Source organism: Fibrella aquatica (genome assembly GCF_041321135.1).
GTDB lineage: Bacteria > Bacteroidota > Bacteroidia > Cytophagales > Spirosomataceae > Fibrella > Fibrella aquatica.
On record NZ_JBGGWF010000001.1, the window covers coordinates 658,225 to 681,541 of the forward strand.

Sequence of the window (23,317 nt, forward strand, 5' to 3'; positions counted from 1 at the left end):
TGTGTTTTCGTACTATAAACTTTGGTTTTCTGATAAAAGTTGTATGTTTTTGAATTAATTTTTGCTTTTTAGCCGTTCAACCAGGTCGGCAATAGGTAATTCACGTTCGTTTATAAAAATAGGGTTATGAAACAGGTGTAATTTTCTAAGTAAACGAGCTAATTGCTCTTTTTCAACAGCGGTAAGGTTTCCACTTACCAGCGTGCTTACATCGGTCATGTCGCCCCATAAGCTCATCAGCAGCGATTGGCCCGATTCAGTTAGTTTCACCCGCTTTGACCGTTTATCAACCGGATCGTCGAACTGCTCAATCAGGCCTGCATTAATGAGACGCCGCAGTATTTCAGTACCAGTTGTTTTTTCGTGAATATTGCGTTCAATGAGCTCCGTTTTTGTGGGTGGCGGGCCTTCCAGTAACATGATGATGTACGAAAACTCATCGATGGTTGTGAGCGGGGTATGCGCTAGTGCCTTCTTACTGTACAGCCGGGCATAGCGGTACAGATAAGAAACCATAACTGCAATTTCGGTATCTACAGGAAGTTGATTATCCTTTGATGGATCTGGTTCCATAGCGGTGGTCGGCGGCGACTGCTGACTAATCCAGGTAGCAAAATCAGTCACTGTATGGTTATCAGTATCGGGCGTGGCCTGTTCAAAGGCTTCAGCCTGGGCAATCAACTGTTTTAGGAAATCGTACGTCATCATGAAAATTAATACAAAAATGTATCAAGTTTGGCACCTGGCCATAACTGTGTCTCCGCTCTAAAAGTTATGCGTCTGACTTCTGGGCCTTTACTTGTCAATTGGTTTTAATCGTAGCCACAAAACAGCCAGCCCTATAGGTTTACTACCCGCCGTTGATACGTATCTTATGTTGGCTAATCAAAGGGTCTGGTTTGAGGGTTTGCCGAAGTCCTGCTAATTTAGAAGGCTGTTTGCACTGGCAGGTGTGGCTTTAGGTCACCGAACAGTAAACTGAAGATTATGCCCTGGTACGCACTTTACTGGTTACTGCCTGAAACGCTGCGATCGTTTCATTACGATAACCCATGGGCATTATGGCTTATACCCGTATCGCTGAGCCTGTTTGGGTTGCGTACACTATTGGGGCGGCGTTACCACCAACAGCTCCGCATTTCACTGGCGGGAATGGCTGGCGGTCGACCCGGCGGCTGGATGCGGTTGGTCAGTGCGTTGCGCTTTCTGATGCCGTTGTTTGTCTGGATTTCCTTTGCTTTTCTGCTGCTGGCGCTGGCTCGGCCTCAGGTGGTGCGGCAACTGCGCGAAGAAAAGTCAGACGGTATTGACATCATGCTGGCCATTGATATTTCGTCGTCGATGACCGAAACAGACTTGCGGCCCAACCGGTTGGCTGCTGCCCGTCAGGTGGCGAAGTCGTTTGTGAGCGGGCGTAAAAATGACCGGATAGGCTTGGTGATTTTCGCTGGGGAAGCTCACTCACTCTGTCCGCTCACTACTGATTATGCCTTGTTGCAGCAATACATTCGCGAACTTAATCCGGCCATGATCCGAACCACGGGTACGGCTATTGGCGATGCACTGGCCCGCAGTATCAACCGCCTGCGCGATTCGCCGGCCAAGAGCAAGGTGTTGATTTTGCTCAGTGATGGCGACAACACAGCGGGTAACCTGGACCCACTAACTGTAGCGCGACTGGCTCAAAATTTTGGGGTCAAAATCTATACCATCGCCGTAGGCAAACGTACCCGCTCGAGCGATACGCTGGGTATAACGACGCAATTCGACGAAGGTATTTTGAAAACGATTGCCACTGTGGGGCAGGGCGGCTTTTTCCGAGCCAACGACGCGGGCCAGCTTCGGCAGGTATTTGCCCGTATCGACCGCCTCGAACGCGCCCCGGTGCGGGTGCAAACCTACGAAGACATTCAGGATCAATACCGCCCCTACATCTACTGGGGCACCACGTTCCTGCTTCTGGCCCTATTCCTGAAAAACACGGTGCTGGGGAATAGTTTGGAAGACTAATTAAAGGTCCAAAGTCTAAGGTTCAACGTCTAAAGTTGCTCCACTGGGCATCAATCAGCGGAGCAACTTTAGACGTTGAACCTTAGACTTTGGACATCAACTTATGCTCAAATCACACCATACACCTAACATCCTTGAAGCGGGGCTCGATGAAGTGGGGCGGGGTTGTTTGGCGGGGCCGGTGGTGGCCGCAGCGGTGATACTGCCGCCTGATTACCACCACCCGATTCTGACCGACTCCAAGCAGCTTAGCCACCGGCAGCGCCTTACGCTTCAGGCTGACATTAAACGCGATGCTGTTGCCTGGGCCATTGCCGAGGTGTCGCCCGCCGATATTGACCGCATCAATATTCTGAAAGCCAGTTTCCTGGCCATGCACCGTGCCACTGATTTACTGTCGGTTCGGCCCGAGCATTTGCTGGTTGATGGGAACCGGTTTACGCCTTACCCCATGGTGCCGCATACCTGCATTATAAAAGGCGATTCGTTGTACTTGAGTATCGCCGCCGCTTCGGTACTGGCCAAAACATACCGTGATGAATTGATGGAACAACTTGGACTAACGTACCCGGTCTATGGCTGGGCGCAAAACGTTGGTTACCCCACACTCTACCACCGCGCCGCCATCCGCGAATACGGCACAACGCCCCACCACCGCCTAAGCTTCCGCTTGCTGAAAGGTGAGGGGTGAGGGGTGAGGGGTGAAAGGTGAGGGGTGAAAGGTGAAAGGTGACGAGGTTTTGCCCTTTCACTCCTCACTCTTCACCTCTCACTCCTCACCCTTTCACCCCTCACCCCCTCACTCACCCGTCATGAAATCGCGGTAGAGGGCGCAGCGGGTTTGCATTTGTTGGGCAAATTGGGTTTGTCGATAGCGGGTCTGGTAGATTTTAAAATGCGTATCGTACTCGGCGGCGGCAATCTGTTGCATCTTGTTGTTGAAAGCTGCATCATCATCAGCTACGTACCCACCCGTTTTCGCTGCTTCTACCAGGCGACGCGTTTGTAGACCGTTGGCCTCGCATCGGGCTGCCATATACGTGGCTTTCGCCGCTAGTTCAGGGTTGGTCGTCTCTTTGGCCGCCTGCATGAAATAGCCCTGCGCCTGCTTTGGTGAATAATACGGGTCGTTGTTAAATTGATCGAGTTGAGCCGTTTCACTTGCTTTGTAGCGATAGGTGTAAGGCTCGCCCGTGCTACGGAACCGGTGCGCCATAATCCAGGCGTTGCCGTAATACGTCAGGTTGTAGGCGCCACAACCGAGGTCGTACCAGGCTTGTGCTCGCTCTTCCTTCGTTTTCACCGCCGAGGCCAGAGCCGTTCTTTGTCGCTCTTGCATCCGTTGGGCAAACTGAACGGGCGTGTACGGGTTACGCGGTTTGCCTTCGCCCGGCATGTTTACGCTGAACGGGTCAATGGCGAAATAAAGGCGGGTGGCCTCACCTTGCCAGACGGCCGGTTTTACTTTGGCAAAAGCGTTGGCCGCCACCTCGTAATTTCCCGCTAGCATGGCCCGCCGACCGACCAACTGATAGGCATAATCGGCATCTACACCGGCCAGTTTCACCAGCCGCTCGTCGAACTCCGCAATGGGGTTCACTACGTAATGAGCCAGATTCTGGGCTGTAAGCAGCGAAGCCGAATCTTCCAGGGCCATTTGTGCGTCGAAATCATACAGCGAATACCCGGCACTGCTATTCCCGGTGGTGATCAATCGCATTAGAAAAGCTTTGGCCTGCCGTGGTCCCACAAAAGTTGACTGGTCGCCGTCTTCGCGTTTTTTCTGGCTGCACCCCGACAGCCATCCCGTCGATGTGTCATCGCCTTCGTTGGTCAGATAGCGATCGGCCAATTGCTTGCCCACCGTCTGAATGGCGTTGGTGAAGCGGAAATTGGTAATGTAAGGCGTGTTGGTATCGGGTATGCTCGCCTGCTTGAACTGGGTCAGGTAACTGATCAGCTCCGTTTCGTCGGCGGCCGTGGGTAGTCCGGGTTGGGCAGCCAGCAACAACATTTGCTGCAGGGCAATCTGCTGTTTCAGCGATTGGTTGGCCGTTGGTTGCTGAGTTGCTTCCGTAAGCGCTGTCTTAGCCGAATTGTAGTCGCCGTTGAGGTAGTGCAGATACGCCGTGGCCGTCAGGTAAAAAGCTGGATTACCAAGTTTTGCATTGTCAGCCGCTTTTTGCGTAAACGACAATAATTGTTGCGAATAGTCAGGTACGTTGCCGCGGCGTTTTTCGAAGGCGACCGAGTCAGCGCGGGTGGCGTCATCCTCTACGTAGCCCGGAAACTGCTTCGCCGCGAAATAATATTCGTTGCGGTTGATTTCCCGCGCCAGCACCAGCTCGATAAGCGGATTTTTCGGGTCAAGCTCCACCATTTTTTCCAGCAAAGGCAACGCGTCCTGCTTTGGCTGAATAGCGCATGCGGCATACACGGCCACGCGCTCGGCGTCGGTTTTGGCAAACGCCAGCGCTTCATCCGTGAACCGTAGATTGTGGTGTCGCAGACTGCGTTCGGCGGCAAGGCGTCGGGTTGGGCAGTTGGCAAATACCTGGGCAAACTCAAATACGGCCCGATCTTTTTGCCCCAGCGAAAGCAACGACCCCGCCATGCGGCAGCGCGCCCAATCGCTGATAAATGTGCGGGCAGACAATGGCTTAACCAACTGTGCATAGCTGTCGTGGCTTTGCGCATATAGCCCCGCCTGATCGGCCAGTTTTACTGCCTGAAATGCGTATCGCTCTTTCAGGAAAGGGTCGCTTGTGGTCTTGGCTGCCGTGTGGGCCTGACGGCTCAGCTCGGTCAACTGTACGGTATCTGGCCGGTTTTCGCTCCAGGGAGAGCCATTCCCCGATGCCTGCTGCGCCCGGTACGCAAAGCGCAGGTACGTTACCGCTTCCGGTTTTGTCCCGTTTAACCGGCTCATCAGCGCATTGTTGACCGACGTATCCGCCAGAGCCTCTCCAACGAGTTTGGTTGAATACCCACTGCCAAGGTAACGTACCCAGGCGGCGGTGTTCGCCTGAGCCGACGCTGAATCAGGAGCATCATCGACACCGAACATGCCGACGTTGTAAAGCTGAGGCGTAAAGATATACCGGCTGTCGGCGGGGGTATATGTCGCGGTTTCGGGTTGAAACAAACTAAAAAATTCGCCCATTTCCTCAGCACCGGGGCCACAGGCAAAACCAATTAGTACGGCAAAAAGCAACGAAACTCTACGGACGGTGTAAAAGCGTTTTGAGGTTGGCATGGGTGTAAGGATGCAAAACGATGGAGTCGAGATGGTAGAGCGTAAATGTACGTTTTTGGTCAGGTAATTGGGCGAGCAAAAGATCGCGTGCGGTGGTTAAATCGCGGATAGAGCAGGCTTCTGTACGCAGTATATCGCCCCGGCGCAGGCTGGTGCCGAGTGCTTCCACATCGCGGGTGGCCACATACCTAACCGAATCGGCCTGTTGCGTCAACCCCACCACGGTACGTACCTGTGCCCGATCAACATTGTTCAGCAGAGTCAAAAAGCGATCGTTTCGGTAGACGACGGTCCAGCGAAAGAGAGGCAAGGCTATGTCGAGCGGTAACGGGTAGCCGGGCAGGTAATCGGTGTAGGCTTGCAGGTCGGTCAGGTCGAGAATGGAGTTCCGGGTCGCGGTTTGCTTCCAGTCGCCGGTGTTGTAGGACATCAGCATGCCCCGCGCCACGGGAGGAACGCCCGTTTTGGCCGCAAACTTCACCTGATGTAACCTGATGGTAGCCGACAGCGGTACGTTCGCTTCGCGGGAAATCGCCGTTAACAGGCTGAAATAGGTGCCGCGTGTGCTTCTTGTCCAGTCGCAGTCGATCTGAATTTCGTCGATACTGATATGTTGCTTTTGCGCCAGTTGCCTGATTTTTTGCGTCAGGTTTTTGGCCAGTTCAGGTACAGCCCGCCCCGCTTCAGCAGGGTTGCCGCCTGTCAGGTTAGCCACCGTTCGATTGGTGATGTAAACGACTGGAATCACCCGCATACCCGCTGTTGCCTTTTGCCGGAAAATGGTCGTCGCTTTCGGGACGGCGGTACGAGCGGCTGCATCCCAATCCACATCGAAAAAGCGAACATACAAAGTCTGTACGCCTAGCGAATCCAACGTTGCCTGGTCAGAAGCGGTTGGGTTAAACGTGGCCTTCCAATGGTAAAAAGCAGGTACTCGTTCGGCCGTTATGCGCGTCTCGGTCTGGCAACCCACAAGCATGAAAACAACCCAAATGGTATGCCTGTAGGGGCGGCCGGAATGCCGGACCACCCTCGTGCCCGCCCGCTTTCGGACCGATAGGGCCGCCCAAAAACTAGCTGGCTTCATAAAGGGGTAAGCACGTCTAAAGGCATAGCTCTCTTATGCATCTCGCTAAAAATTGTGCGGACGCTATGCGTCCGAAAGCGGGCGACCACTGTGGTGGTCCGGCATTCCGGCCGCCCCTACAGATCAACCATTTGGGAGCGAAGGCAATGTTGGTGGATCGATGGTCAGCGGTTTCCCCTGTTCCAGGGCTTCAATACGGCGTTGGTCACCTTCGGGGAGTTGCAGCGCCCAGCCCATCGAGCCGGCGAGTTGGTACATCATGTACTGGATCTGATTGTTGGCAATCCGAGGCAGATCGCTTTGCAATGCGCGGCTGTGCATGGCCTGTTTGGCATCGTCGAGAATGCTCGTGTAGGTGTCGCTGTCGAAATGATTCAGGATGCCCGACTGAATATCGTAAAACTTATAATCGGTATCGACCGACAGGATTTCCGGCTCCGGGAAAGCTTCCACGATCAATGTCTTCTCGCCCGACTCCGACAGCCGGAACCGCACTTTCTGAAAATCGAAGCCCACCAGGACTTTCGATTTGGCGATGATCATGGCCTTTTTGGGGTCGTTGAATAGGTACAGAATCTTTTTCTGATCCTGATAATTGTAGATTTCCGAGAAGTAGCCCTCCGCCATTACCACCTTAAACACCTTCTCGATCCGTTCCAGCAGCAACGTCGATTCGCGGCGCACATCGGTAACGGGGGTGTCTTGCTTACGGCGAAGCAACGTAGTCAGGCCAACGCCACCCGCCAGTCCGGCGGTGAGAAGAAGTAGGGTATTTAGAAAGTCCATAGTTCGGTACTACATGGTATCGATAGCCGCCTGAAACGCTTTGAACGACTGCACATACACTTTGTGCCGTTCAGGGTCGGGTTCAAAAGTCTGGCCGAAAGCTATTCGACGGGTTAAGTCGCCCAAAGATACAGGTTCGCCGTTGCCCAAAGACAGCGCCATCCGGGCCAGCAACACGGCCCCGATGGCTCCGCTTTCGTTGCTCGCATTGAGACGAACAGGAACGCCGAAGATATCGGCCATCATCTGTACCCACAACGCTGATTGGGCAAATCCGCCGTTGGCATGAATCACCCGGGTTGGACCCGTATGGCGGGCCAGAAGAAGCTCGATTTGGCGCAGGTTGAACATGACTCCCTCCAGCGCCGCTCTTGCCATGTGGGCCTGCGTATGCTGCCAGTCGAGGTGGCGGTAGCCTCCCCGTACGTCCGAATTCCAGAGGGGTGCGCGTTCGCCTTGCAGGTAGGGTAAAAACAACAATCCGTCGGATCCGGGCGCAATGGCAGCGGCTTTGTCTAGCAGGGTTGGAATGTCTTGCTGCGTCAGTTTTTCCGATAGCCATTCCAGCACATTGGCCCCGTTGTTGGTAGGCCCGCCCACCACATACCAATCCGACAAATCGGAGGCGGGCTCTTCGTTGATTTGTTGGCCTGCGGGTTGCGCCGTAATGGGCTGTTCTTCGTGTTTGTAAAGCGGGTACGAAAACAGTCGACTCTGTGCGTCGCGAATGGGCCTGACACTGGTTCGGCGAACGGCTCCGCTTGTGCCAATGGTGATGGTAGTTACGCCCGGTTCCACGGCTCCGGCTCCCAGATTGGCCAAACAACCGTCTGATGCGCCAATGATCAGCCACGTGTCAGTTGACAGGCCAGGTACGTGACCATCCGGAAGGTCTTGGTACTGAACCCGGTGGGTCGTGTTTACGGGTGTACTGAGTTGCCGGATATCGACACCGGCGAGTTTCAGCGCGGGTCGATGCCAAACCGACTTTCGACTATCGAACAGACCCGATGCGGTGGCGATGGAATAATCGACTTCGTAGCGGCCGGTGAGTTTCCACCACAGGTATTCTTTCAGCGATAGCCAACGACTGGCTCGTTTCAGCAGGCGCTGCTGATGACGGCCAAACCACATCAGCTTACAGAGCGGCAGCATGGGGTGAAGCGGCACGCCAATGGCCTTGTACAGATCGCCCTGCTCTTTATTCAACGTTCTCGCCTCCTGACTTGCCCGGTTGTCTGACCAGATTATGGCGGGCGTTAGCGGCTTTCCGGCTTCATCAACCGCCATAATGTTGTGCATGGCTGTGCTGAAACAGAGTGCGCCAATCGTGCGTCCTGCGGCGGCGACTTCAGTGGTTAGCTCGGCCATGCAGTCGAGAAATAATTGCCAAAGTTGGTCGGGGTCCTGCTCGGCGTAGCCCGGTTTAGGTACGTTGGTGTCAACGGAGCGGGCTGCGTGGGCTATCTGCTCCATCGAATCCGGGTCAATGGCCAGTAACTTCAGGTTGGTTGTGCCGGCATCAACGCCAACAAGCAGGGGAGTAAGGGGCATAAAACGAATAAATGAAACGGGCAGCTAACAAGCGCGGGCGTCAAGTCGTCGCGTTTGGGCAGACCATAATACACTGTTTACGAATATAGATACAGGCTTCAGGCAACTTTAGTTATTACTAAATTCGTCGATGGGGTATTCCGACAAGAGTGCATAGGTGTGAACAGGTATCGTCTCCGGCGAAAATAGATCAAAAAAATAACCGGTTCGTCACCATTTTTATGTGGCGACAAACCGGCTGAGAACTAGTGAAAGGCAAAGTCAATCAGGCTCGACACCCAACTGTTGATTTGGTAATACCTTGATTTGTGCGGTTTCGGAAAATGTCTTCGGCAATGGTGAGCCCTAGGGGAATGCCACCAATTCGCTGGGCAGGATCATTGCTGAAGATGGGTGTAGACGGATCGCTATCATCGATATTGAAGGCGTCGAACACCCAGTGGACACCCAGATAAACCCGGCTAATCCCATTTTCAATGATCATGTCCCAAAGGCTGTTGAACCGCCGCCGATGTAGGGGACGTACCTCTCCCTCGTTGGTCTGCGTCTTGTTATTCAGTTCTTCCGAGACGAAGTAAAAGGGTGTATTATTCATTCCAGGCGCGTTCTGATCAATCAGCGTATCCTGAGTTGTTGTATTTCCAGCGTTGGGGACGGCTGGGAGGTCTACGCCTCCGTTGGCAGATCCGTAAAATAGCCGGGCCATGTGAAGTGCAGCAGCTCCAAACGTGGCATGTCCCGACGGGTAAGCCGGAAAATTGGGTGTGAAGTTTTTCGTCTGCGCGGTCTGGGTAACGGCAAAGGGAAATGATTTCTGCGGCACCATTACAGTTGCTTTGTTCGCGGAGTTTGACGAGGGGGCACCCAATGGCAACCAGAACGGGTCGGCCGACCGACTGATCGGGTTGCTGGATGTGTCGCCATTGGCATCACTCGAGTTATCGTAATTGCGGATGCCAATTACCGGGCGGCAAAATTCGTGGAAATACTTCTGGTCCCAGGCTAGAATACCGGCATCGGCCATAGCCACGTTTACGAGCGTGAACAACTGAAGGTTTTGCTCAAGCGAATTTCCCTTAGCAATGGCAATCTTCCGAATGATCTGATTGTAAAGTCGGGGCGGTGTGCCAAGGTCAATGGCTCCATCGTAGCCCCAGAAAAGGCCAATCACCGTTTCGTCGGCTGTTCGTTTGGTGATGTTTAATCCTGTAGGAGATATCGTTGACTGGGTTGGTAGGGTGCCCAAAAGCTCAGGCTTTATGCCTTTGTAACGTACCTGCTTCAAAGCTGCTTTATATACCGCATCGCCGCTAGGTGGGCTGGCAAGTTCATGGCGGTTGGTGATGGCAAATCCTTTGGAGCAGGCTCCGTATAGCGGTGCGTGGTACCCCTGATTAGGATTATCGGGGTCGACCTGATGCGCATACCGACCGGTTGAAGGAACGTAGTAGCCAGCATTTGCTCCGGGGTCGAACTTACGATCATGTAACATCGCTTTCGCTACTTTCTCGCCGTATTTGTGTTCGGCCGAGTCTTCGTCGCCACCCAACAGATGTAACTGTTGAGCAAAATAGTCTTTCTGTGACGGGAAGAGAGCATTTAGCGCTGTAAAAGCAGCACCCGCTATGGCCAACCCGGCATTGGCTGACCCCACCGGTGCACCAGGTATACTGCCGATGGGCAGGTACGTTGGCCAGCCAGGTGCATTTTGAATTGCTACGTAAGCGTCGTGCATGGCGAGATGAACAATCGCCAGCGCCCGTGAGCTAAGGGTAGGGCCCGTCTGTTCTCCTTTTCCGTTGGTGTGACTTTCGCGGTTGGCTTCGAGCGCAACTAGATTCCAGTCCAGAACAATGTCATTCATGTGATTATTAGCGTTATTTGGGTGAATAAAAGTTCACTCAAAAGTCTTTCGTAACACATTGATAGACAAGGATATAATTACGGATTGTGGTGCGTATAAATACGGCTTGCTTGCCGAGCGCATTACTACCTGAACTGTATCACCCTGTTATCTGGATTGCAATCACTACAGAGGTAGTGGCCTTAACCCTTGAATAATGAAAAAACGCCTGTATTTACTTTGTCTTCTGCCCTTGTTGATGGCGCAATCGGCGCTGGCTCAGAAAAAAAGCGACCCCGTTACCAAAGCACGTACCATCGTAACTACAGACGGTGAGGTTGATGATGTCGATACGTTTATTCGTATGCTGTTATACAGCAATGAATTTACTCTGGTAGGGTTGGTCTACAGCAGTTCGCAGTGGCATTACAAAGGGGATGGTAAAGGCACGAAATTCACCTCCGAGATGCCCAATACTGCCGAACGGTATGGCGAACGGACAGACCTGCGCTGGCCCGGCACAACCTGGATGAAAAGCTACATCGACAAGTACGCGCAGGTGTATCCGAACCTGATTAAACACGCGACGGGCTACCCCACATCAACGTACCTGAAAAGTCTGATTCGTGTGGGTAACATCGACTTTGAAGGCGAGATGGCCCGTGATACCGAAGGGTCGGAACTGATTAAAAAAGTGCTGCTCGATGATGATGCCAGTCCGGTTTACCTGCAAATCTGGGGCGGAACCAACACAGTGGCCAGGGCGCTGAAATCCATTGAAGAGCAATACAAAAACAAGCCTGAGTGGGCCGCTATTCAGAAAAAAGTGTCGGACAAAGCCATCATCTACGCCGTGCTGGATCAGGATGCTACGTATCAGAACTACGTGGCTCCAAATTGGCCCCGCATTCGGGTGCTGTATAACTCCGATCAGTTCTGGAGTTTTGCCTACCTATGGCCGCGTGTGGTACCAGCCGAATTGCAGACGTACCTGAAAGGAGCGTGGTTTGCTGAACACATCAAGTTTGGGCATGGGCCATTACTGTCATCGTATTACCTCTGGGGCGATGGGCAGCAACTGGCCGGTGACCCCGAACACACGCACGGTGATCTGACTGAGGCCAAAAAGTACAACCTGAGTCAGTACGATTTTATTTCAGAAGGCGATTCACCCGCCTATTTTTACCTGATCGACGTAGGTTTACGAAGCCTCGCCGATGTTTCGTATGGTGGCTGGGGCGGTCGCATGGTGAAATCGTCCACCAACCCGTATCGTTGGGAAGACGGTAAACAGGTGACTGATTATAATCCATACACGAAGAAACAGGATACAGCCTATCCCCAGACCCGCTGGATTCCGGTGCTGCAAAACGACTTTGCCGCCCGTGCTGACTGGTGCGTAAAGCCCTACAAAAACGCCAATCATGCCCCGGTGGTGAAGCTTAACCATGCCCGTGACCTGTCGGTGAAACGTGGCCAACGCATCGCGCTAAGCGGTTCGGCCACCGACCCTGATAAAAATCAGCTAACGTATCGGTGGTGGCAGTATGAAGAGGCAGGTACGTACCCGGGCAAGGTAACCATGAGCCAGCCATACCAGGCGAAGACGTTGTTTACCGTACCCACTAACGCCACCCCCGGCCAAACCGTTCATCTGATTTTGGAAGTATCGGATGCGGGAACCCCTTCGCTGACACGCTACCAGCGGGTGATTGTGACGGTGGCGGGTTGATACATAAAGACAAAAAAACGGGAACGTACCAATTCAGGTACGTTCCCGTTTTCAATAATAGCGTTCTCCGATATTAGTCTACCACACTCAGTTTCACCGTGTTGGTTTTGCGTTGCTGCGACAGTGGCATGCTGAGCGTGTTCACGAAAATGTCACCCGATTCCAGTGAGCCACGGGCAATTAGCGTTTGTTTAATCGCCTCAACGGTCTGGTCAACCGTGATTTGTGTATCAGGCTCGAACGGAATTACCTGAACGCCCCAATACAAGCCTAATACGTTACGCAGGCGGGCATCGGGAGAGAACACATAAATTGACGCCTTTGGCCGGTGGTGCGACAAACGAACGGCTGTGTAGCCGGAAGTCGTAATGCCGATAACGGCTTTCGCGTTGGTGTCGCGGGCCAAACGGCAGGCGCTCATTACCACGTTGTCGTTCAACACGTTCTCGCTTGGGTGATCATTAACCTGCGCGTGGTGCCGGTAATAAATCTTGTCGGTGTTGGCTTCTACGTTCCGAATCGTGGCCGACATATTTTCAACCGCCAGAATTGGGTAGCTACCCGACGCTGTTTCGGCCGACAGCATGACGGCATCGGCTCCGTCCATTACTGAGTTAGCTACGTCGTTGATTTCGGCGCGGGTTGGGCGAGGGGCATCGATCATACTTTCGAGCATCTGCGTCGCCACAATTACCGGTTTGGCGGCGCGGTTACACTTCTCGACCAGCATTTTCTGAATCATCGGCACCTCTTCGGCGGGCAGTTCAACGCCGAGGTCACCACGAGCTACCATGATTGCGTCGGTCGCTTCGATGATCGCGTCGATATTGACGATGGCTTCAGGCTTTTCGATTTTGGCGACCACTCGGGCCAACTTGCCTTTCGACTTTATGTAATCTTTAATTTCCAGAATTTCCTGCGCTTCCCGTACAAACGAGAGGGCAATCCACTCTACATCGTGCTCCAGACCAAAGTCAAGGTCGGCCCAGTCTTTGTCGGTCACCGAGGGCATCGACACTTTCGTGTTGGGTAGGTTCACGCCTTTTTTCGACTTCATCGGACCGCCGTAGACCACTTCGGTAACCACATCGGTGCCGTCGACGCCTACTACTTTTACTTCCAGTTTGCCATCGTCGAGCAGGATACGCTCGCCGGGCCGGACATCGCGGTACATGCCTTTATAGGGTGTGCTGACGCGATTGGCCGTACCGATCATTTCGTCGTTGGTGAACACCAATTGCTGACCGGCAATGAGCTGAACGCCATTTTTAGGGTCTTCAACGGCACCAATCCGAATTTTAGGGCCCTGCAAATCCTGGAGGACGCAGAGATTCATATTGTATTCGGCGTTGATTTCGCGAATGAGAGTCAGGCGTTGAAGGTGATCTTCGTGCGTACCGTGTGAAAAATTAAGCCGGAACACGTTGACACCCGCGTGGGCTAATGCCAGTAACTGTTCTTTGGTTTCAGAAGCAGGGCCAACGGTGGCAACAATCTTGGTTCTTTTGAACATGGGGTAACTGAAGAATAACTGAAGCAGGAGGTATCGGGTGCAAAAATAGGATAGTTTATGGTTTGTTGTCTGTGGTTTATGGTTGCGTTGCCATATAACGTACCTAAGTTCAGCAGCGCAACCACAAACCACAGACAACAAACTACAAACTTCTTTGTCGTTACAAATGATTCTGCTAATTTTGCGGACTCAATTCAGGAACAGGCATTTTAGTCACAAGTATACAATGAAAAGAACCTACCAACCGTCGAACCGCAAGCGTCGGAACAAACACGGATTCCGTGAGCGGATGTCAACGCCTAACGGGCAGAATGTAATTGCTCGTCGCCGGGCCAAAGGTCGCTGGAAACTGACCGTTTCTGACGAAAAGAAAGGCGTTCGGTTTAAACTGTAATGCCTGACCTTTACACGTCATTAAAAAAGCCGCTCTGATCATCAGTAGCGGCTTTTTTAATGCTAGCCTAGCTTGGGTAAGCCGTGATTAGCTATTGGCAGTGATCGAAGTTGCTGGTCAATTTCAGGAAAGCGAACGCTGCCTGATTGATAACCAAAGAGTCGTTGCTGTCGTCTTCTGCATATAACGTACCTGCGAATGACCCTATCAGGCCCGGGACAAAAGGGATGTCGGTAATCAGTTCGCGTACCGTTACCACGAACGGTGTGCGATCAGGCGAGTTGATGTACCGTTTGTTTGCTCCTGATGCTTGTTTCATGTTCAACGTCACATATGACTCAAAGTGGGCTTTCCAGGTGCCATTCAATGGGTATGCACCAGGTTCTGTGACATTCATGATCTGGATTGTAAGCGCATCCTGACTTCTAGTATCAGCCCGGCCTATCGAATCGCGCCAGGCATAGAAACGATAGAACGGTATGTGGTTAAGGGCGCTTGCTTGCATCTTAAACGTACTATAGCAAGGGTCAGTTGAATTTTGATAGGGTTTCCAGTCCCGACCATTGATTTGCATTGAGAATGAGTTGGCCGGTATGGGTATGGCTGTTGGGCTATCCCTATCCGTATGGCAACCCACTATGCCACTCAGTAGGGCAAGCAAGCAGTAACCGCTGATCAGAGTAACCTTCGGCATAGTCATTTACTTGTAGTTGAACTGATAAGTTACTATGGAATACAATGTAACAACTTGTCGTTCCATTCATTCAAAAATTGAGTTACCGGACCATCACGGGTGTTTTGCATTTCTATACAAGCTGACTGTTACCTATCAGTTAGAAAAGCTGCTCTGTTCCGTTGGACTTAGCCAACGGGCTGGAGTTACCGCTTCAAATACCAGTTGGCACCGATGCCCAGCAGTAGAAACCGATTAGACGGGTCAAGCTTCTTGTCGTTGAAAGCGCCTTGGACATTGGCGACACCCAACAGGGCTGACGCTTCGATGCTGAAGCGGTTGCTTACAAAATAGCTGATTCCCAGCCCTGCATTGGCCCGAATGGTTTGGCCAGCGCGCGTTTCTGAAGGCGTGTTCTGAGGTATGCGGTATAGCTGCACCGTGTTCCAGGTATAAGCGCCATCCAACTGCACAAACGGTTTGAACCGGCCTTCCAGAAAATAGCGCCGGGCCGTAAGCGACAGCCCAACCGAGGAACTAGCAGTCCGGGAAACGGCACCGACACCGGTGTAGTTGTAGCGAGCCTCGCCGGATTCGATCGGCACACCAATGCTGAGGAGCGTATTCTTTCGGATAAAGTAACCGGCCGATGGTATTACCCGCAGGCTGTTCATGTCATACGTTTCTGGTCTCAATACGCCGGATTCCGGTTTCCAGATACCGGCAGCCACGTTCGTGCCAATGGTGAATGTACCTTTCTCTGTCTGCGCGTAGGTACGTTGCACGGCGCACATAGCGAGTGCCAGGGTGAGGGTTGTGAGGTGTTTTTTCATTGTTGAGTTGGCCGTTGGCTGAACGTAGCCCTTGATAGCCTGATCGGCGTAGTAACGACCCACATTGACTCGTGAACGTTGTGAGATTGTCCAGTAAAATCGCTCAGCAAACACAGATTACGAATACCGGAACGTAATTGATTGACGTAGAAGAGGTTGCTGACCTGATATTCTTAGCTGAGGATTTAGCCATAACTGGTGGTAATGTTTCTGAACAAACTGCTGGAATAAATGTGATTCCAGCCAAGGACCAGCGTACGATCGCCCCATAGAGTCGAAGTCAGGTACGTTAAGCCAGTGCCAATATCGGGCGAATAGGAGGTGGGTCGTTTCGTTCTGTTAAATTTGCAGACTACCTATGCGCCACTTCTTTCCTAAATCGGAACACCTGACCAGTCAGAAGGTCATTGACCGGCTTTTCCACCGCGATAAGCCAGGTACAACTCCCGCTGAAAAACCGGCTGGCGAGGCACCGCTGACGTTTTACCATTATCCGTTTCGGGTGCTGTACTTTCGGCAAGGGCTTAGTAACCCCGCCGAAGCTGGGCAAGCTGTACCCGAAACGGAACAGGCTGAGCCGGGTATAGCCAGCCCCGCCGAGCTAGGTACGTTACCGCAGGTATTATTTAGCGTGCCAAAACGGGCGTTTAAGAAAGCCGTTGACCGAAATGCGGTACGTCGGCGGGTGAAGGAGGCGTATCGGTTGCACAAGCATCGGCTGGCGCAGGTGAGCGAAGAGAACGTTGACAAACAGCCCATTACCGGGCCGGTGGCGCAGATTGTGTTTCTCTATACCGCCAAGACAAAAATTTCGTTTGAAGAGATAGAAAAAGGCATGAAATTAGCCTTGAAAAGAGTTAAGAATTAAGAGTCAAGAAGTGAGAGTTGCTTCGCTAGAGTAGCGGACAGGGCTCAGCGAAGCAACTCTCACTTCTTGACTCTTAATTCTTAACTCTTAGTTCTCCTTTATGGCTCTTTATAAAAAACTGATACTTGGCACGTCGGCCCTGCTTGTTGCGGGGGGGATGACCGCCTTTACGCGCGATGATCGGTTTTTCGAGATCGCCCGGAACCTCGACATTTACGCCACGATGTTCAAAGAACTGAACATGTATTACGTGGATGAGGTGAACCCCAACCGCATGGTGAAAACGAGTATCGACGCCATGCTGAAGTCGCTTGATCCGTACACGAACTTCTACGCTGAAGACGACATCGAAGATTACATGACCATGACCACCGGCCGCTACAACGGCATCGGTGCTACGGTTGGTACTCGGCAGGACAAGAGCATTGTGATGATGCTCTATGAAGGAACCCCCGCCGAAAAATCGGGTCTACAGATTGGCGACGAAATTCTGAAGATCGACGGGGTAGACATCAAAACCCGCCGCGATGCCGATACGGGTAAACTGCTGCGGGGCCAAACCGGAACAGCGGTGAAGTTGACGGTGAAGCGTTTTGGGGTGAAAGAGCCGGTCGAGATTTCAGTGATGCGCGACGTGGTGAAAATGACCAACGTGCCGTATTACGGGATGCTCAATGACGAGGTTGGATACATTGATCTGAAAGATTTCATGGCCGCTGCCGGTCGTGAGGTACGTGCCGCCTATCAGGAACTGAAGGGAAAAGGCATGAAGAAACTCGTGCTCGACCTCCGCGAAAACCCCGGTGGACTGCTTGATCAATCTATTGATATCTCCAATATCTTCATTCCGCGTGGCTCTGAGGTGGTAACCACCAAAGGCAAGGTGACAGAGTGGAATAAAGCGTATGCCGCTCAATCGCCCGCGTTGGATACCGAAATGCCGGTGGTAGTACTAACCAACAACCATTCGGCCTCTGCTGCCGAAATTGTGTCGGGCGTGATTCAGGATTATGACCGGGGCGTACTGATCGGGCAGCGTAGCTACGGCAAAGGACTGGTGCAAACCACCCGCCCGCTCTCGTTCGGAACGCGGATGAAGATCACCACGGCCAAGTACTACATTCCGAGTGGCCGCTGTATTCAGGCGATCGACTACAGCCACCGCAACGCCGATGGTAGTGTGGGCAAAATCGCCGATTCGCTGCGCACAGCCTTCAAAACCAAAGCTGGCCGGACTGTATATGATGGCGGCGGCGTAACCCCCGATATTCAGACGGAAGCACCAGCCCCATCGCCGTTGGCCCTCAGCCTGACCAACAAAGGCCTGATCTTCGACTATGCCGTGAAATACAAACACGACCATCCGACGATCAAAGCCGCTCGCGAGTTCAAGCTAACGGACGCTGAATATCAGGAGTTTGTGAAATGGGCGTCAGATAAAGAATACGACTACACTACACAGGTAGAAAAAGACTTGGGGGTGCTGGAAGCATCGGCCAAGAAAGAAAAATATTTCGACCAGATTCAGAATCAGTTGAATGCGTTGAAGTCGAAGATGTCGCACAGTAAAGATGCCGACATGAAAACGTTCCAGACCGAAATTCGGGGCTTATTGGAACAGGAAATCGCCGGCCATTATTACCTGCAAAAAGGCATCAAAGAAGCCTCATTCAGTACCGACACCGATATCAAAACCGCCCTCGACCTGTTCAAAGACATGAGCAAGTACGAGCGGATTTTGAAAGGAAGTAAATAAAAGGAGGAAGGAGGAAAGGGAGAACGGAGGAAAGGGATTGCTGACGCCAACGTATCTGCTCTGGCGTCAGCAATCCCTTTCCTCCGTTCTCCCTTTCCTCCTTCCTCCCACTTTAAAATGATCCTCTCTCTCGATACCTCTACTACCGTTTGCTCCGTGGCCTTGCATCAACTGGATGGTACGCTGCTGGGCTGTTATGAACTGTTTACCGAACGCACGGCTTCGGCGCGGCTGACTATGCTTGTGCACGATGTGGTGACGCATACGGGCTACGCGCTTAGCGATGTGTCGGCGATTGCGGTGGCGAAAGGGCCGGGTTCGTACACGGGTTTGCGTATTGGCGTGTCTACTGCGAAAGGGCTTTGTATGGCCCTCGATAAGCCGCTGATCGGCATCAATACGCTGGCCGCCATGACTGAGCAAGTACGTTCGTTTTACCCGTCCGATACGTTATTCTGCCCCATGATCGATGCCCGTCGGATGGAGGTGTATTGCGCTATCTACGGGCAGGACGGGAGCGAGGTTCGGGCTACTTCGGCCACGGTGCTTGACGAAACATCTTTTGCTGACCTGCTGGAAACCAACCGGATGGTTTTCTTTGGTGATGGTTCTGCCAAAGCCCAACCAGTATTGACACATTCTAATGCCAGTTTTCCAGCCACTCAAGTACGTCCTTCAGCGCGCACCGTAGGTACGTTAGCCGTGCAGGCTTACGCCGCTGGAAATTTCGAGGACCTGGTTACGTTTGAGCCATACTACCTCAAAGAGTTCATGGCTACCACGCCGAAGGCGCTCAAGACCGTCAGCTAAAGCAGACGCACATGCTCAGTCGGGTATCTCCCGAAGGTGCCGGAAAATTTTGTGGTCGGCGTAGAACGTGCCGCCGGGGATGACAGAGGCGAGCAAGGCCAGCAGCGTTTTGCCCAGCGGCCATTTATACTCCGTTTGGGCCTGAATAACGATCAGGACATAGGCAACAAAAAGCAGTCCATGGATGGGGCCTACGATCTCAACAACTTCGGGGTGGCCACCAATACGTTTCAGGGGAACACCGACAAAGACAAGAATCAGGAACGAAACGCCTTCGGCAAAACCTACCTGACGAAGCCGAATTTTGGGTGAATTGAAGAAGTTCATAACTGCTGATACATTAAAAAGTACGAAGCCAGGGGCGAGTAGCTAATGGAGAAAACGGCCAGGGAATAGCCAGTAGAATAAGTAACAGGCCAATGGTGAAATAAGTCGCTGTTGTTTTGAATTGCTCTCGGGCATCAATCTGGCGTTTCGCCTTGCTCGATCCGATTGTTATGATGATGACAGCGGCGAGCATCAGACCAATGTGAATGAGGGCAAAAAAAGAAAATTGAGGCGACTCACCGAAGCCAGACCGATTTTGCCAGTAATACCGGATAATTGGACTGATGGTGTAAAGGTAAATGCCAATGAGCAACTGCGTATGCGCAATTGACGTGGCTACCACCCGAATTGTCTGATCGGCCGGGCGATAGAGGCGTGGGCGGAGTAAGCCGGAATAAGCGCTAGCCAGCGCCGCCAGTAGACTGCCCAATACGAGCCAACGCAGGTAGCTGTGAATCAAAAGTATGATGGAATAGACCATGTCGGGAGGTGACAGAATGTTGGCCGCAAATTTCAGAGAATTCGCCTTGTCACAGTTAAGCCATACCCGGCAAAGGTTGGGCAGAATCAATCATTTTTCTGAATTGGACCGGGCTTAGGCTAGCATACTTGCGGAATAACCGACCAAAACTCGATTGGTCCGTAAAGCCAAGTTCGGCGGCGATCTGTCCAACCGTCAATGTAGATTGGAAGAGTAAGACTTTGGCTTCCAGTACGCGTCGCTTATCAATCCAAACAGAGGGTGATTGACCGGTTCTGGCCTTAACCACTTTGTTGAGGTGGTTAGGACTGACGTGTAATAAGTTGGCGTAGTTGGTAACCTGATTCTTGTGCCGGCTATGTTCATCGAGCAGCGTTAGAAAACCCTGAACAAGCCGGTCGCCCGCGTCTGTTTTGATCGACATTTTTCCGGCATAGGCCCGGTTGATCTCGCTCAGCACCGCCAGCAGGTAAGGCCTGATTATGTCTGTTCGACTAGCTCCCGATTCGGTATACTCAACCACTAACCGATTGAGCAGATTGGCAAGGAAACTGGTTTGCTGGGTTGATAGCTCCGTTAGTGGATTATTGGTCAGTTTCAGAAACTCGAAACTGGAGTCCTGAATGGTGCTGATCAGTAACTCATTACTGAAGAAACACATGTATCCAGTTGTAGTTTCCTGAATTGAGTTGATAGAAAAGATTTGTTGGGCCGGAACAACCACTACCTGCTGGCTGGTAACTGTGCAGGACTGGTGCCCGACTGTCAGGCCAACCTGACCACCTGTAACTAGAAACAGTGCGTGATTGCCGGTACGTCCCGGTGGCACGGGGAGCTTGATAACGGGCCGGGCAAACTCAAAAGGGGCAATAATGAACTGGTTGAAGTTGGGCCGAAATCGTTGTTCCCAGGCTTCATCTTTCACCAGAAACCGTTCCCGAGCCATATCGGGACTAATGGAAGGGAAACTGTCTTCACTATTCATAACGTACCTGGGAAAAGATGTTGGATTTGGGACCGTTCCCAAATCCAACATCCGTCTACTCATTCCAAGCGTTCTGCCCGTTCAACGGCATACAGGCAATAAATGGTCCCGGAACAGGGTCATAGGCCAAAATCTCTTTACCCACTTTTTCACTGGTGTAATAACCCAATAGCGTCAGGCTTTTCAGGCGGCGGAAGAACGCGGGTGGGCCAGCCGGTTTCAGGGTAATGCCCCAAAGTGAAGGAGGAAACGGGGCCGCTTCTTTGTCTAACGTCAGGAGCAGTGCCTCACGTTGGGCTGGGGTACAATCGATGAATGAGTTGCCGGTTTCTTTCTCGCAACGTTCGTCCAGTGAAGCCAGTCCGGCCAGGAAGTCTTTCTGATCGGCTTCACTCAGCAACTCCTTCAGCATCTTATCGACGAACTGCGGTACACCCAGGTCTTTGGCACCCGGTGTGCTGGTTTTCGGCAAAATCGTTTCCGTAATTTCGGCGATTGTCGCGGCCTGATTGTTGGTCAGGAAAACGGGCTTCCAGTCAAGGTGTGCCTCTTTGGAACAGGCGATGAACGTTTCGGTCAGCGCCGCTGCGGTGACGGTATAGCCCATGAAGAGGGCCGAGGTTTTAAGGGCGTTGCGGCGGTTCATAGGGCTATTTTGTTCTGAGGTTTGGTAGCGAAATCAACGGCACGGGCTGTCAGCGCCATATATGTAATCGAAGGATTCACGCAGGATGATGAGGTCATGCAGGCACCATCGGTCACAAACACATTGGGCACGCTGTGAATCTGGTTATTACCGTTCAGTACTGATGTTTTTGGATCGCGACCCATGCGCGCCGTACCCATTTCATGTACGCCCACGCCAATACCGCCCGAGTAATCGAACGTAGTAATGTTTTTCATGCCGGCCACTTCCAGCATCTCGGCGGCATCGGCCATGATCTGCTTTCGCATGTTCAGTTCGTTCTGCTTGAACTCGGCATCGAAGACCAGAATCGGCAGGCCCCACTGATCTTTCTTGTCGGGGTGAAGCGTCACTTTGTTGTCGTGGTATGGCAATACTTCGCCAAATCCCATCAGGCCCATACCCCAGCCGCCCGGTTTAAACAGCGATTCTTTAAAGGCAGCGCCAACGCCTGGCTCATTCACCCCTGCGCCCCAGTTGCCACGCCCAGCACCCGCTCCCTGATAATCATAGCCACGCAGGAAGTTCGGGTTCTTCGATTTCTCGTCGAGGTTAACGTACCTGGGAATAAACAGGCCTGCCGGCTTCCGGCCTTTGTAGTACTGATCCTCGAAACCATCATACGAGCCCATCGCCCCCACATGATAATGGTGATCCATGATGTTGTGACCCAGTTCGCCGCTGTCGTTACCCAGCCCGTTCGGGAATCGGGTTGAGGTTGAGTTCAGCAAAATCTGCGTGGTAGCCATTGAGGAGGCACAGCAGAAAATCAGACTGGCGTAGAACTCGGTCATCTGCTTCGTTTCCGAATCAACGACACGTACCCCGGTGGCCCGCCCCGTTTTTTCGTCATAAATCAGCGAATGCGCCACTGAATTGGGGCGAACTGCCAGGTTGTTAGTCCGGTTGGCGGCGGGCAGGGTAGCGGCATTGCTGCTGAAATAAGCGCCGTACGGACAGCCACGTGAACAACGGTTTCGATTCTGACATTGGCCACGGCCTAGCTCCAGATGCCAGGGTTGCGGCTCGGTCAGGTGGGCAACGCGGCCGCAGGTAACGGGGCGGTTGCCGTACTTCTTCATCACCTCCTGCTTGAAATGCTTTTCCAGGCAATTCAAATCCATTGGCGGCAGAAACTCACCGTCGGGCAGGTGATCGAGACCCAGCTTTTCGCCGCTGATGCCAACGAATTTCTCGACGTAGCTATACCAGGGCGCAATGTCATTGTAGCGGATGGGCCAGTCAACGGCGATACCTTCGCGGGCGTTGGCCGTAAAATCAAGGTCGCTCCATCGGTAGCAGTGTTTGCCCCAGGTCAGCGATCGTCCGCCAACGTGGTTACCCCGAATCCAGTCGAAGCGTTTGGTTTCTTCGTACGGATCGTTGAGGTCATTCGTGAAGAAATGTTTGGTGCTCTCACCGACGAAGCCGCTTCGGGTCTGAATGTGGTACTTCTGCTGGTCTTCGTAGTTTAGTCCGCCGCGGTGTTCCATGTCCCAATGGTCCTGGTTCATGGTGGGATAGTCTTCTACGTGGTTGACCATACGGCCTTTTTCAAGGACCAGCGTTTTCAGGCCTTTTTCACAAAGCTCTTTTGCCGCCCAGCCACCACTCATGCCCGATCCGATCACGATGGCGTCATAACGGTGCGATTTGTTTACGGTAGTATTTAGGTTTGCCATCAGGTTAAGTTGGGATTTAGGTAAATATAGAACCTACTACGG

21 protein-coding genes are annotated in these 23,317 nt (G+C 52.5%); 7 read left to right on the forward strand and 14 right to left on the reverse strand.

Annotated elements, in window-relative coordinates:
- Positions 1–54: 54 nt before the first annotated feature.
- On the reverse strand, positions 55–708 hold the full coding sequence (locus ACAW87_RS02400; protein WP_370721547.1) for a MarR family winged helix-turn-helix transcriptional regulator: 654 nt from the start codon (positions 706–708) through the stop codon (positions 55–57).
- Between the two features lie 279 nt (positions 709–987).
- Here ACAW87_RS02400 and ACAW87_RS02405 point away from each other — a divergent pair, with 279 nt between their 5' ends.
- Together ACAW87_RS02405 and rnhB are read left to right on the forward strand one after the other, a co-directional pair.
- Positions 988–2,010 (forward strand): vWA domain-containing protein, encoded by a 1,023-nt coding sequence (locus ACAW87_RS02405; protein WP_441656222.1) that lies wholly within the window; start codon positions 988–990, stop codon positions 2,008–2,010.
- 103 nt (positions 2,011–2,113) lie between these two features.
- Positions 2,114–2,701 (forward strand): ribonuclease HII, encoded by a 588-nt coding sequence (gene rnhB / locus ACAW87_RS02410; protein WP_370721548.1) that lies wholly within the window; start codon positions 2,114–2,116, stop codon positions 2,699–2,701.
- A 108-nt stretch (positions 2,702–2,809) separates the two neighbouring features.
- On the opposite strand, the gene ACAW87_RS02415 is transcribed toward rnhB, so the two are convergent.
- The 5 genes from ACAW87_RS02415 to ACAW87_RS02435 form a co-directional block, all read right to left on the reverse strand.
- Positions 2,810–5,266: a hypothetical protein gene (locus ACAW87_RS02415; protein ID WP_370721549.1), complete on the reverse strand. Its 2,457-nt coding sequence runs from the start codon at positions 5,264–5,266 to the stop codon at positions 2,810–2,812.
- The gene (locus ACAW87_RS02420) at positions 5,232–6,353 is read right to left on the reverse strand and encodes a hypothetical protein (protein WP_370721550.1); all 1,122 of its coding nucleotides are present in this window, start codon (positions 6,351–6,353) and stop codon (positions 5,232–5,234) included. Before ACAW87_RS02420 ends, ACAW87_RS02415 begins: the two co-directional genes overlap by 35 nt.
- 123 nt (positions 6,354–6,476) lie before the next feature.
- Positions 6,477–7,139 (reverse strand): DUF4230 domain-containing protein, encoded by a 663-nt coding sequence (locus ACAW87_RS02425; protein WP_370721551.1) that lies wholly within the window; start codon positions 7,137–7,139, stop codon positions 6,477–6,479.
- A gap of 9 nt (positions 7,140–7,148) precedes the next feature.
- Positions 7,149–8,693: a gluconokinase gene (locus ACAW87_RS02430; protein ID WP_370721552.1), complete on the reverse strand. Its 1,545-nt coding sequence runs from the start codon at positions 8,691–8,693 to the stop codon at positions 7,149–7,151.
- Positions 8,694–8,958: 265 nt separating this feature from the next.
- Entirely contained in the window at positions 8,959–10,557 is a 1,599-nt protein-coding gene (locus tag ACAW87_RS02435; protein WP_370721553.1) for a vanadium-dependent haloperoxidase, read from the reverse strand.
- 196 nt (positions 10,558–10,753) lie between these two features.
- Between ACAW87_RS02435 and ACAW87_RS02440 the strand changes: the two genes are divergently transcribed.
- On the forward strand, positions 10,754–12,268 hold the full coding sequence (locus ACAW87_RS02440; RefSeq protein WP_370721554.1) for a DUF1593 domain-containing protein: 1,515 nt from the start codon (positions 10,754–10,756) through the stop codon (positions 12,266–12,268).
- A gap of 73 nt (positions 12,269–12,341) precedes the next feature.
- On the opposite strand, the gene pyk is transcribed toward ACAW87_RS02440, so the two are convergent.
- Positions 12,342–13,781 carry a pyruvate kinase gene (gene pyk, locus ACAW87_RS02445; RefSeq protein WP_370721555.1) on the reverse strand — a complete coding sequence of 480 codons (1,440 nt, stop codon included), beginning with the start codon at positions 13,779–13,781 and terminating at the stop codon, positions 12,342–12,344.
- Positions 13,782–14,007: 226 nt separating this feature from the next.
- Between pyk and rpmH the strand changes: the two genes are divergently transcribed.
- Positions 14,008–14,175: a 50S ribosomal protein L34 gene (gene rpmH / locus ACAW87_RS02450; protein ID WP_085410512.1), complete on the forward strand. Its 168-nt coding sequence runs from the start codon at positions 14,008–14,010 to the stop codon at positions 14,173–14,175.
- A 91-nt stretch (positions 14,176–14,266) separates the two neighbouring features.
- On the opposite strand, the gene ACAW87_RS02455 is transcribed toward rpmH, so the two are convergent.
- Both ACAW87_RS02455 and ACAW87_RS02460 read right to left on the reverse strand, forming a co-directional pair.
- A complete protein-coding gene (locus tag ACAW87_RS02455; RefSeq protein WP_370721556.1) occupies positions 14,267–14,869 on the reverse strand; it encodes a DUF5025 domain-containing protein in 603 nt (200 codons plus the stop codon).
- Positions 14,870–15,054: 185 nt separating this feature from the next.
- Entirely contained in the window at positions 15,055–15,744 is a 690-nt protein-coding gene (locus ACAW87_RS02460; protein ID WP_370721557.1) for a hypothetical protein, read from the reverse strand.
- A 295-nt stretch (positions 15,745–16,039) separates the two neighbouring features.
- Between ACAW87_RS02460 and ACAW87_RS02465 the strand changes: the two genes are divergently transcribed.
- The 3 genes from ACAW87_RS02465 to tsaB all read left to right on the forward strand — a co-directional run bounded on the left by ACAW87_RS02465 (position 16,040) and on the right by tsaB (position 19,115).
- A complete protein-coding gene (locus ACAW87_RS02465) occupies positions 16,040–16,549 on the forward strand; it encodes a ribonuclease P protein component (protein ID WP_370721558.1) in 510 nt (169 codons plus the stop codon).
- 100 nt (positions 16,550–16,649) lie between these two features.
- The gene (locus ACAW87_RS02470) at positions 16,650–18,305 is read left to right on the forward strand and encodes a S41 family peptidase (RefSeq protein WP_370721559.1); all 1,656 of its coding nucleotides are present in this window, start codon (positions 16,650–16,652) and stop codon (positions 18,303–18,305) included.
- A gap of 117 nt (positions 18,306–18,422) precedes the next feature.
- Entirely contained in the window at positions 18,423–19,115 is a 693-nt protein-coding gene (tsaB, locus tag ACAW87_RS02475; RefSeq protein ID WP_370721560.1) for a tRNA (adenosine(37)-N6)-threonylcarbamoyltransferase complex dimerization subunit type 1 TsaB, read from the forward strand.
- A 15-nt stretch (positions 19,116–19,130) separates the two neighbouring features.
- On the opposite strand, the gene ACAW87_RS02480 is transcribed toward tsaB, so the two are convergent.
- The 5 genes from ACAW87_RS02480 to ACAW87_RS02500 are packed head-to-tail and all read right to left on the reverse strand — an operon-like array spanning position 19,131 to position 23,275.
- Entirely contained in the window at positions 19,131–19,442 is a 312-nt protein-coding gene (locus ACAW87_RS02480; RefSeq protein WP_370721561.1) for a DUF3817 domain-containing protein, read from the reverse strand.
- Positions 19,443–19,455: 13 nt separating this feature from the next.
- Positions 19,456–19,923, reverse strand: a complete 468-nt coding sequence (locus tag ACAW87_RS02485) for a hypothetical protein (protein WP_370721562.1) — start codon at positions 19,921–19,923, stop codon at positions 19,456–19,458.
- A 55-nt stretch (positions 19,924–19,978) separates the two neighbouring features.
- On the reverse strand, positions 19,979–20,908 hold the full coding sequence (locus ACAW87_RS02490; RefSeq protein WP_370721563.1) for a helix-turn-helix domain-containing protein: 930 nt from the start codon (positions 20,906–20,908) through the stop codon (positions 19,979–19,981).
- Positions 20,909–20,963: 55 nt separating this feature from the next.
- Positions 20,964–21,554: a gluconate 2-dehydrogenase subunit 3 family protein gene (locus ACAW87_RS02495; RefSeq protein WP_370721564.1), complete on the reverse strand. Its 591-nt coding sequence runs from the start codon at positions 21,552–21,554 to the stop codon at positions 20,964–20,966.
- Positions 21,551–23,275 (reverse strand): GMC oxidoreductase, encoded by a 1,725-nt coding sequence (locus ACAW87_RS02500; protein ID WP_370721565.1) that lies wholly within the window; start codon positions 23,273–23,275, stop codon positions 21,551–21,553. Before ACAW87_RS02500 ends, ACAW87_RS02495 begins: the two co-directional genes overlap by 4 nt.
- Positions 23,276–23,317: the final 42 nt, after the last annotated feature.

Coding starts and splice junctions, on each gene's coding strand:
- ACAW87_RS02400 (WP_370721547.1), bottom strand. CDS start 708: ATGATGACGTACGATTTCCTAAAACAGTTGATTGCCCAGGCTGAAGCC.
- ACAW87_RS02405 (WP_441656222.1), top strand. CDS start 988: ATGCCCTGGTACGCACTTTACTGGTTACTGCCTGAAACGCTGCGATCG.
- rnhB (WP_370721548.1), top strand. CDS start 2,114: ATGCTCAAATCACACCATACACCTAACATCCTTGAAGCGGGGCTCGAT.
- ACAW87_RS02415 (WP_370721549.1), bottom strand. CDS start 5,266: ATGCCAACCTCAAAACGCTTTTACACCGTCCGTAGAGTTTCGTTGCTT.
- ACAW87_RS02420 (WP_370721550.1), bottom strand. CDS start 6,353: ATGAAGCCAGCTAGTTTTTGGGCGGCCCTATCGGTCCGAAAGCGGGCG.
- ACAW87_RS02425 (WP_370721551.1), bottom strand. CDS start 7,139: ATGGACTTTCTAAATACCCTACTTCTTCTCACCGCCGGACTGGCGGGT.
- ACAW87_RS02430 (WP_370721552.1), bottom strand. CDS start 8,693: ATGCCCCTTACTCCCCTGCTTGTTGGCGTTGATGCCGGCACAACCAAC.
- ACAW87_RS02435 (WP_370721553.1), bottom strand. CDS start 10,557: ATGAATGACATTGTTCTGGACTGGAATCTAGTTGCGCTCGAAGCCAAC.
- ACAW87_RS02440 (WP_370721554.1), top strand. CDS start 10,754: ATGAAAAAACGCCTGTATTTACTTTGTCTTCTGCCCTTGTTGATGGCG.
- pyk (WP_370721555.1), bottom strand. CDS start 13,781: ATGTTCAAAAGAACCAAGATTGTTGCCACCGTTGGCCCTGCTTCTGAA.
- rpmH (WP_085410512.1), top strand. CDS start 14,008: ATGAAAAGAACCTACCAACCGTCGAACCGCAAGCGTCGGAACAAACAC.
- ACAW87_RS02455 (WP_370721556.1), bottom strand. CDS start 14,869: ATGCCGAAGGTTACTCTGATCAGCGGTTACTGCTTGCTTGCCCTACTG.
- ACAW87_RS02465 (WP_370721558.1), top strand. CDS start 16,040: ATGCGCCACTTCTTTCCTAAATCGGAACACCTGACCAGTCAGAAGGTC.
- ACAW87_RS02470 (WP_370721559.1), top strand. CDS start 16,650: ATGGCTCTTTATAAAAAACTGATACTTGGCACGTCGGCCCTGCTTGTT.
- tsaB (WP_370721560.1), top strand. CDS start 18,423: ATGATCCTCTCTCTCGATACCTCTACTACCGTTTGCTCCGTGGCCTTG.
- ACAW87_RS02480 (WP_370721561.1), bottom strand. CDS start 19,442: ATGAACTTCTTCAATTCACCCAAAATTCGGCTTCGTCAGGTAGGTTTT.
- ACAW87_RS02485 (WP_370721562.1), bottom strand. CDS start 19,923: ATGGTCTATTCCATCATACTTTTGATTCACAGCTACCTGCGTTGGCTC.
- ACAW87_RS02490 (WP_370721563.1), bottom strand. CDS start 20,908: ATGAATAGTGAAGACAGTTTCCCTTCCATTAGTCCCGATATGGCTCGG.
- ACAW87_RS02495 (WP_370721564.1), bottom strand. CDS start 21,554: ATGAACCGCCGCAACGCCCTTAAAACCTCGGCCCTCTTCATGGGCTAT.
- ACAW87_RS02500 (WP_370721565.1), bottom strand. CDS start 23,275: ATGGCAAACCTAAATACTACCGTAAACAAATCGCACCGTTATGACGCC.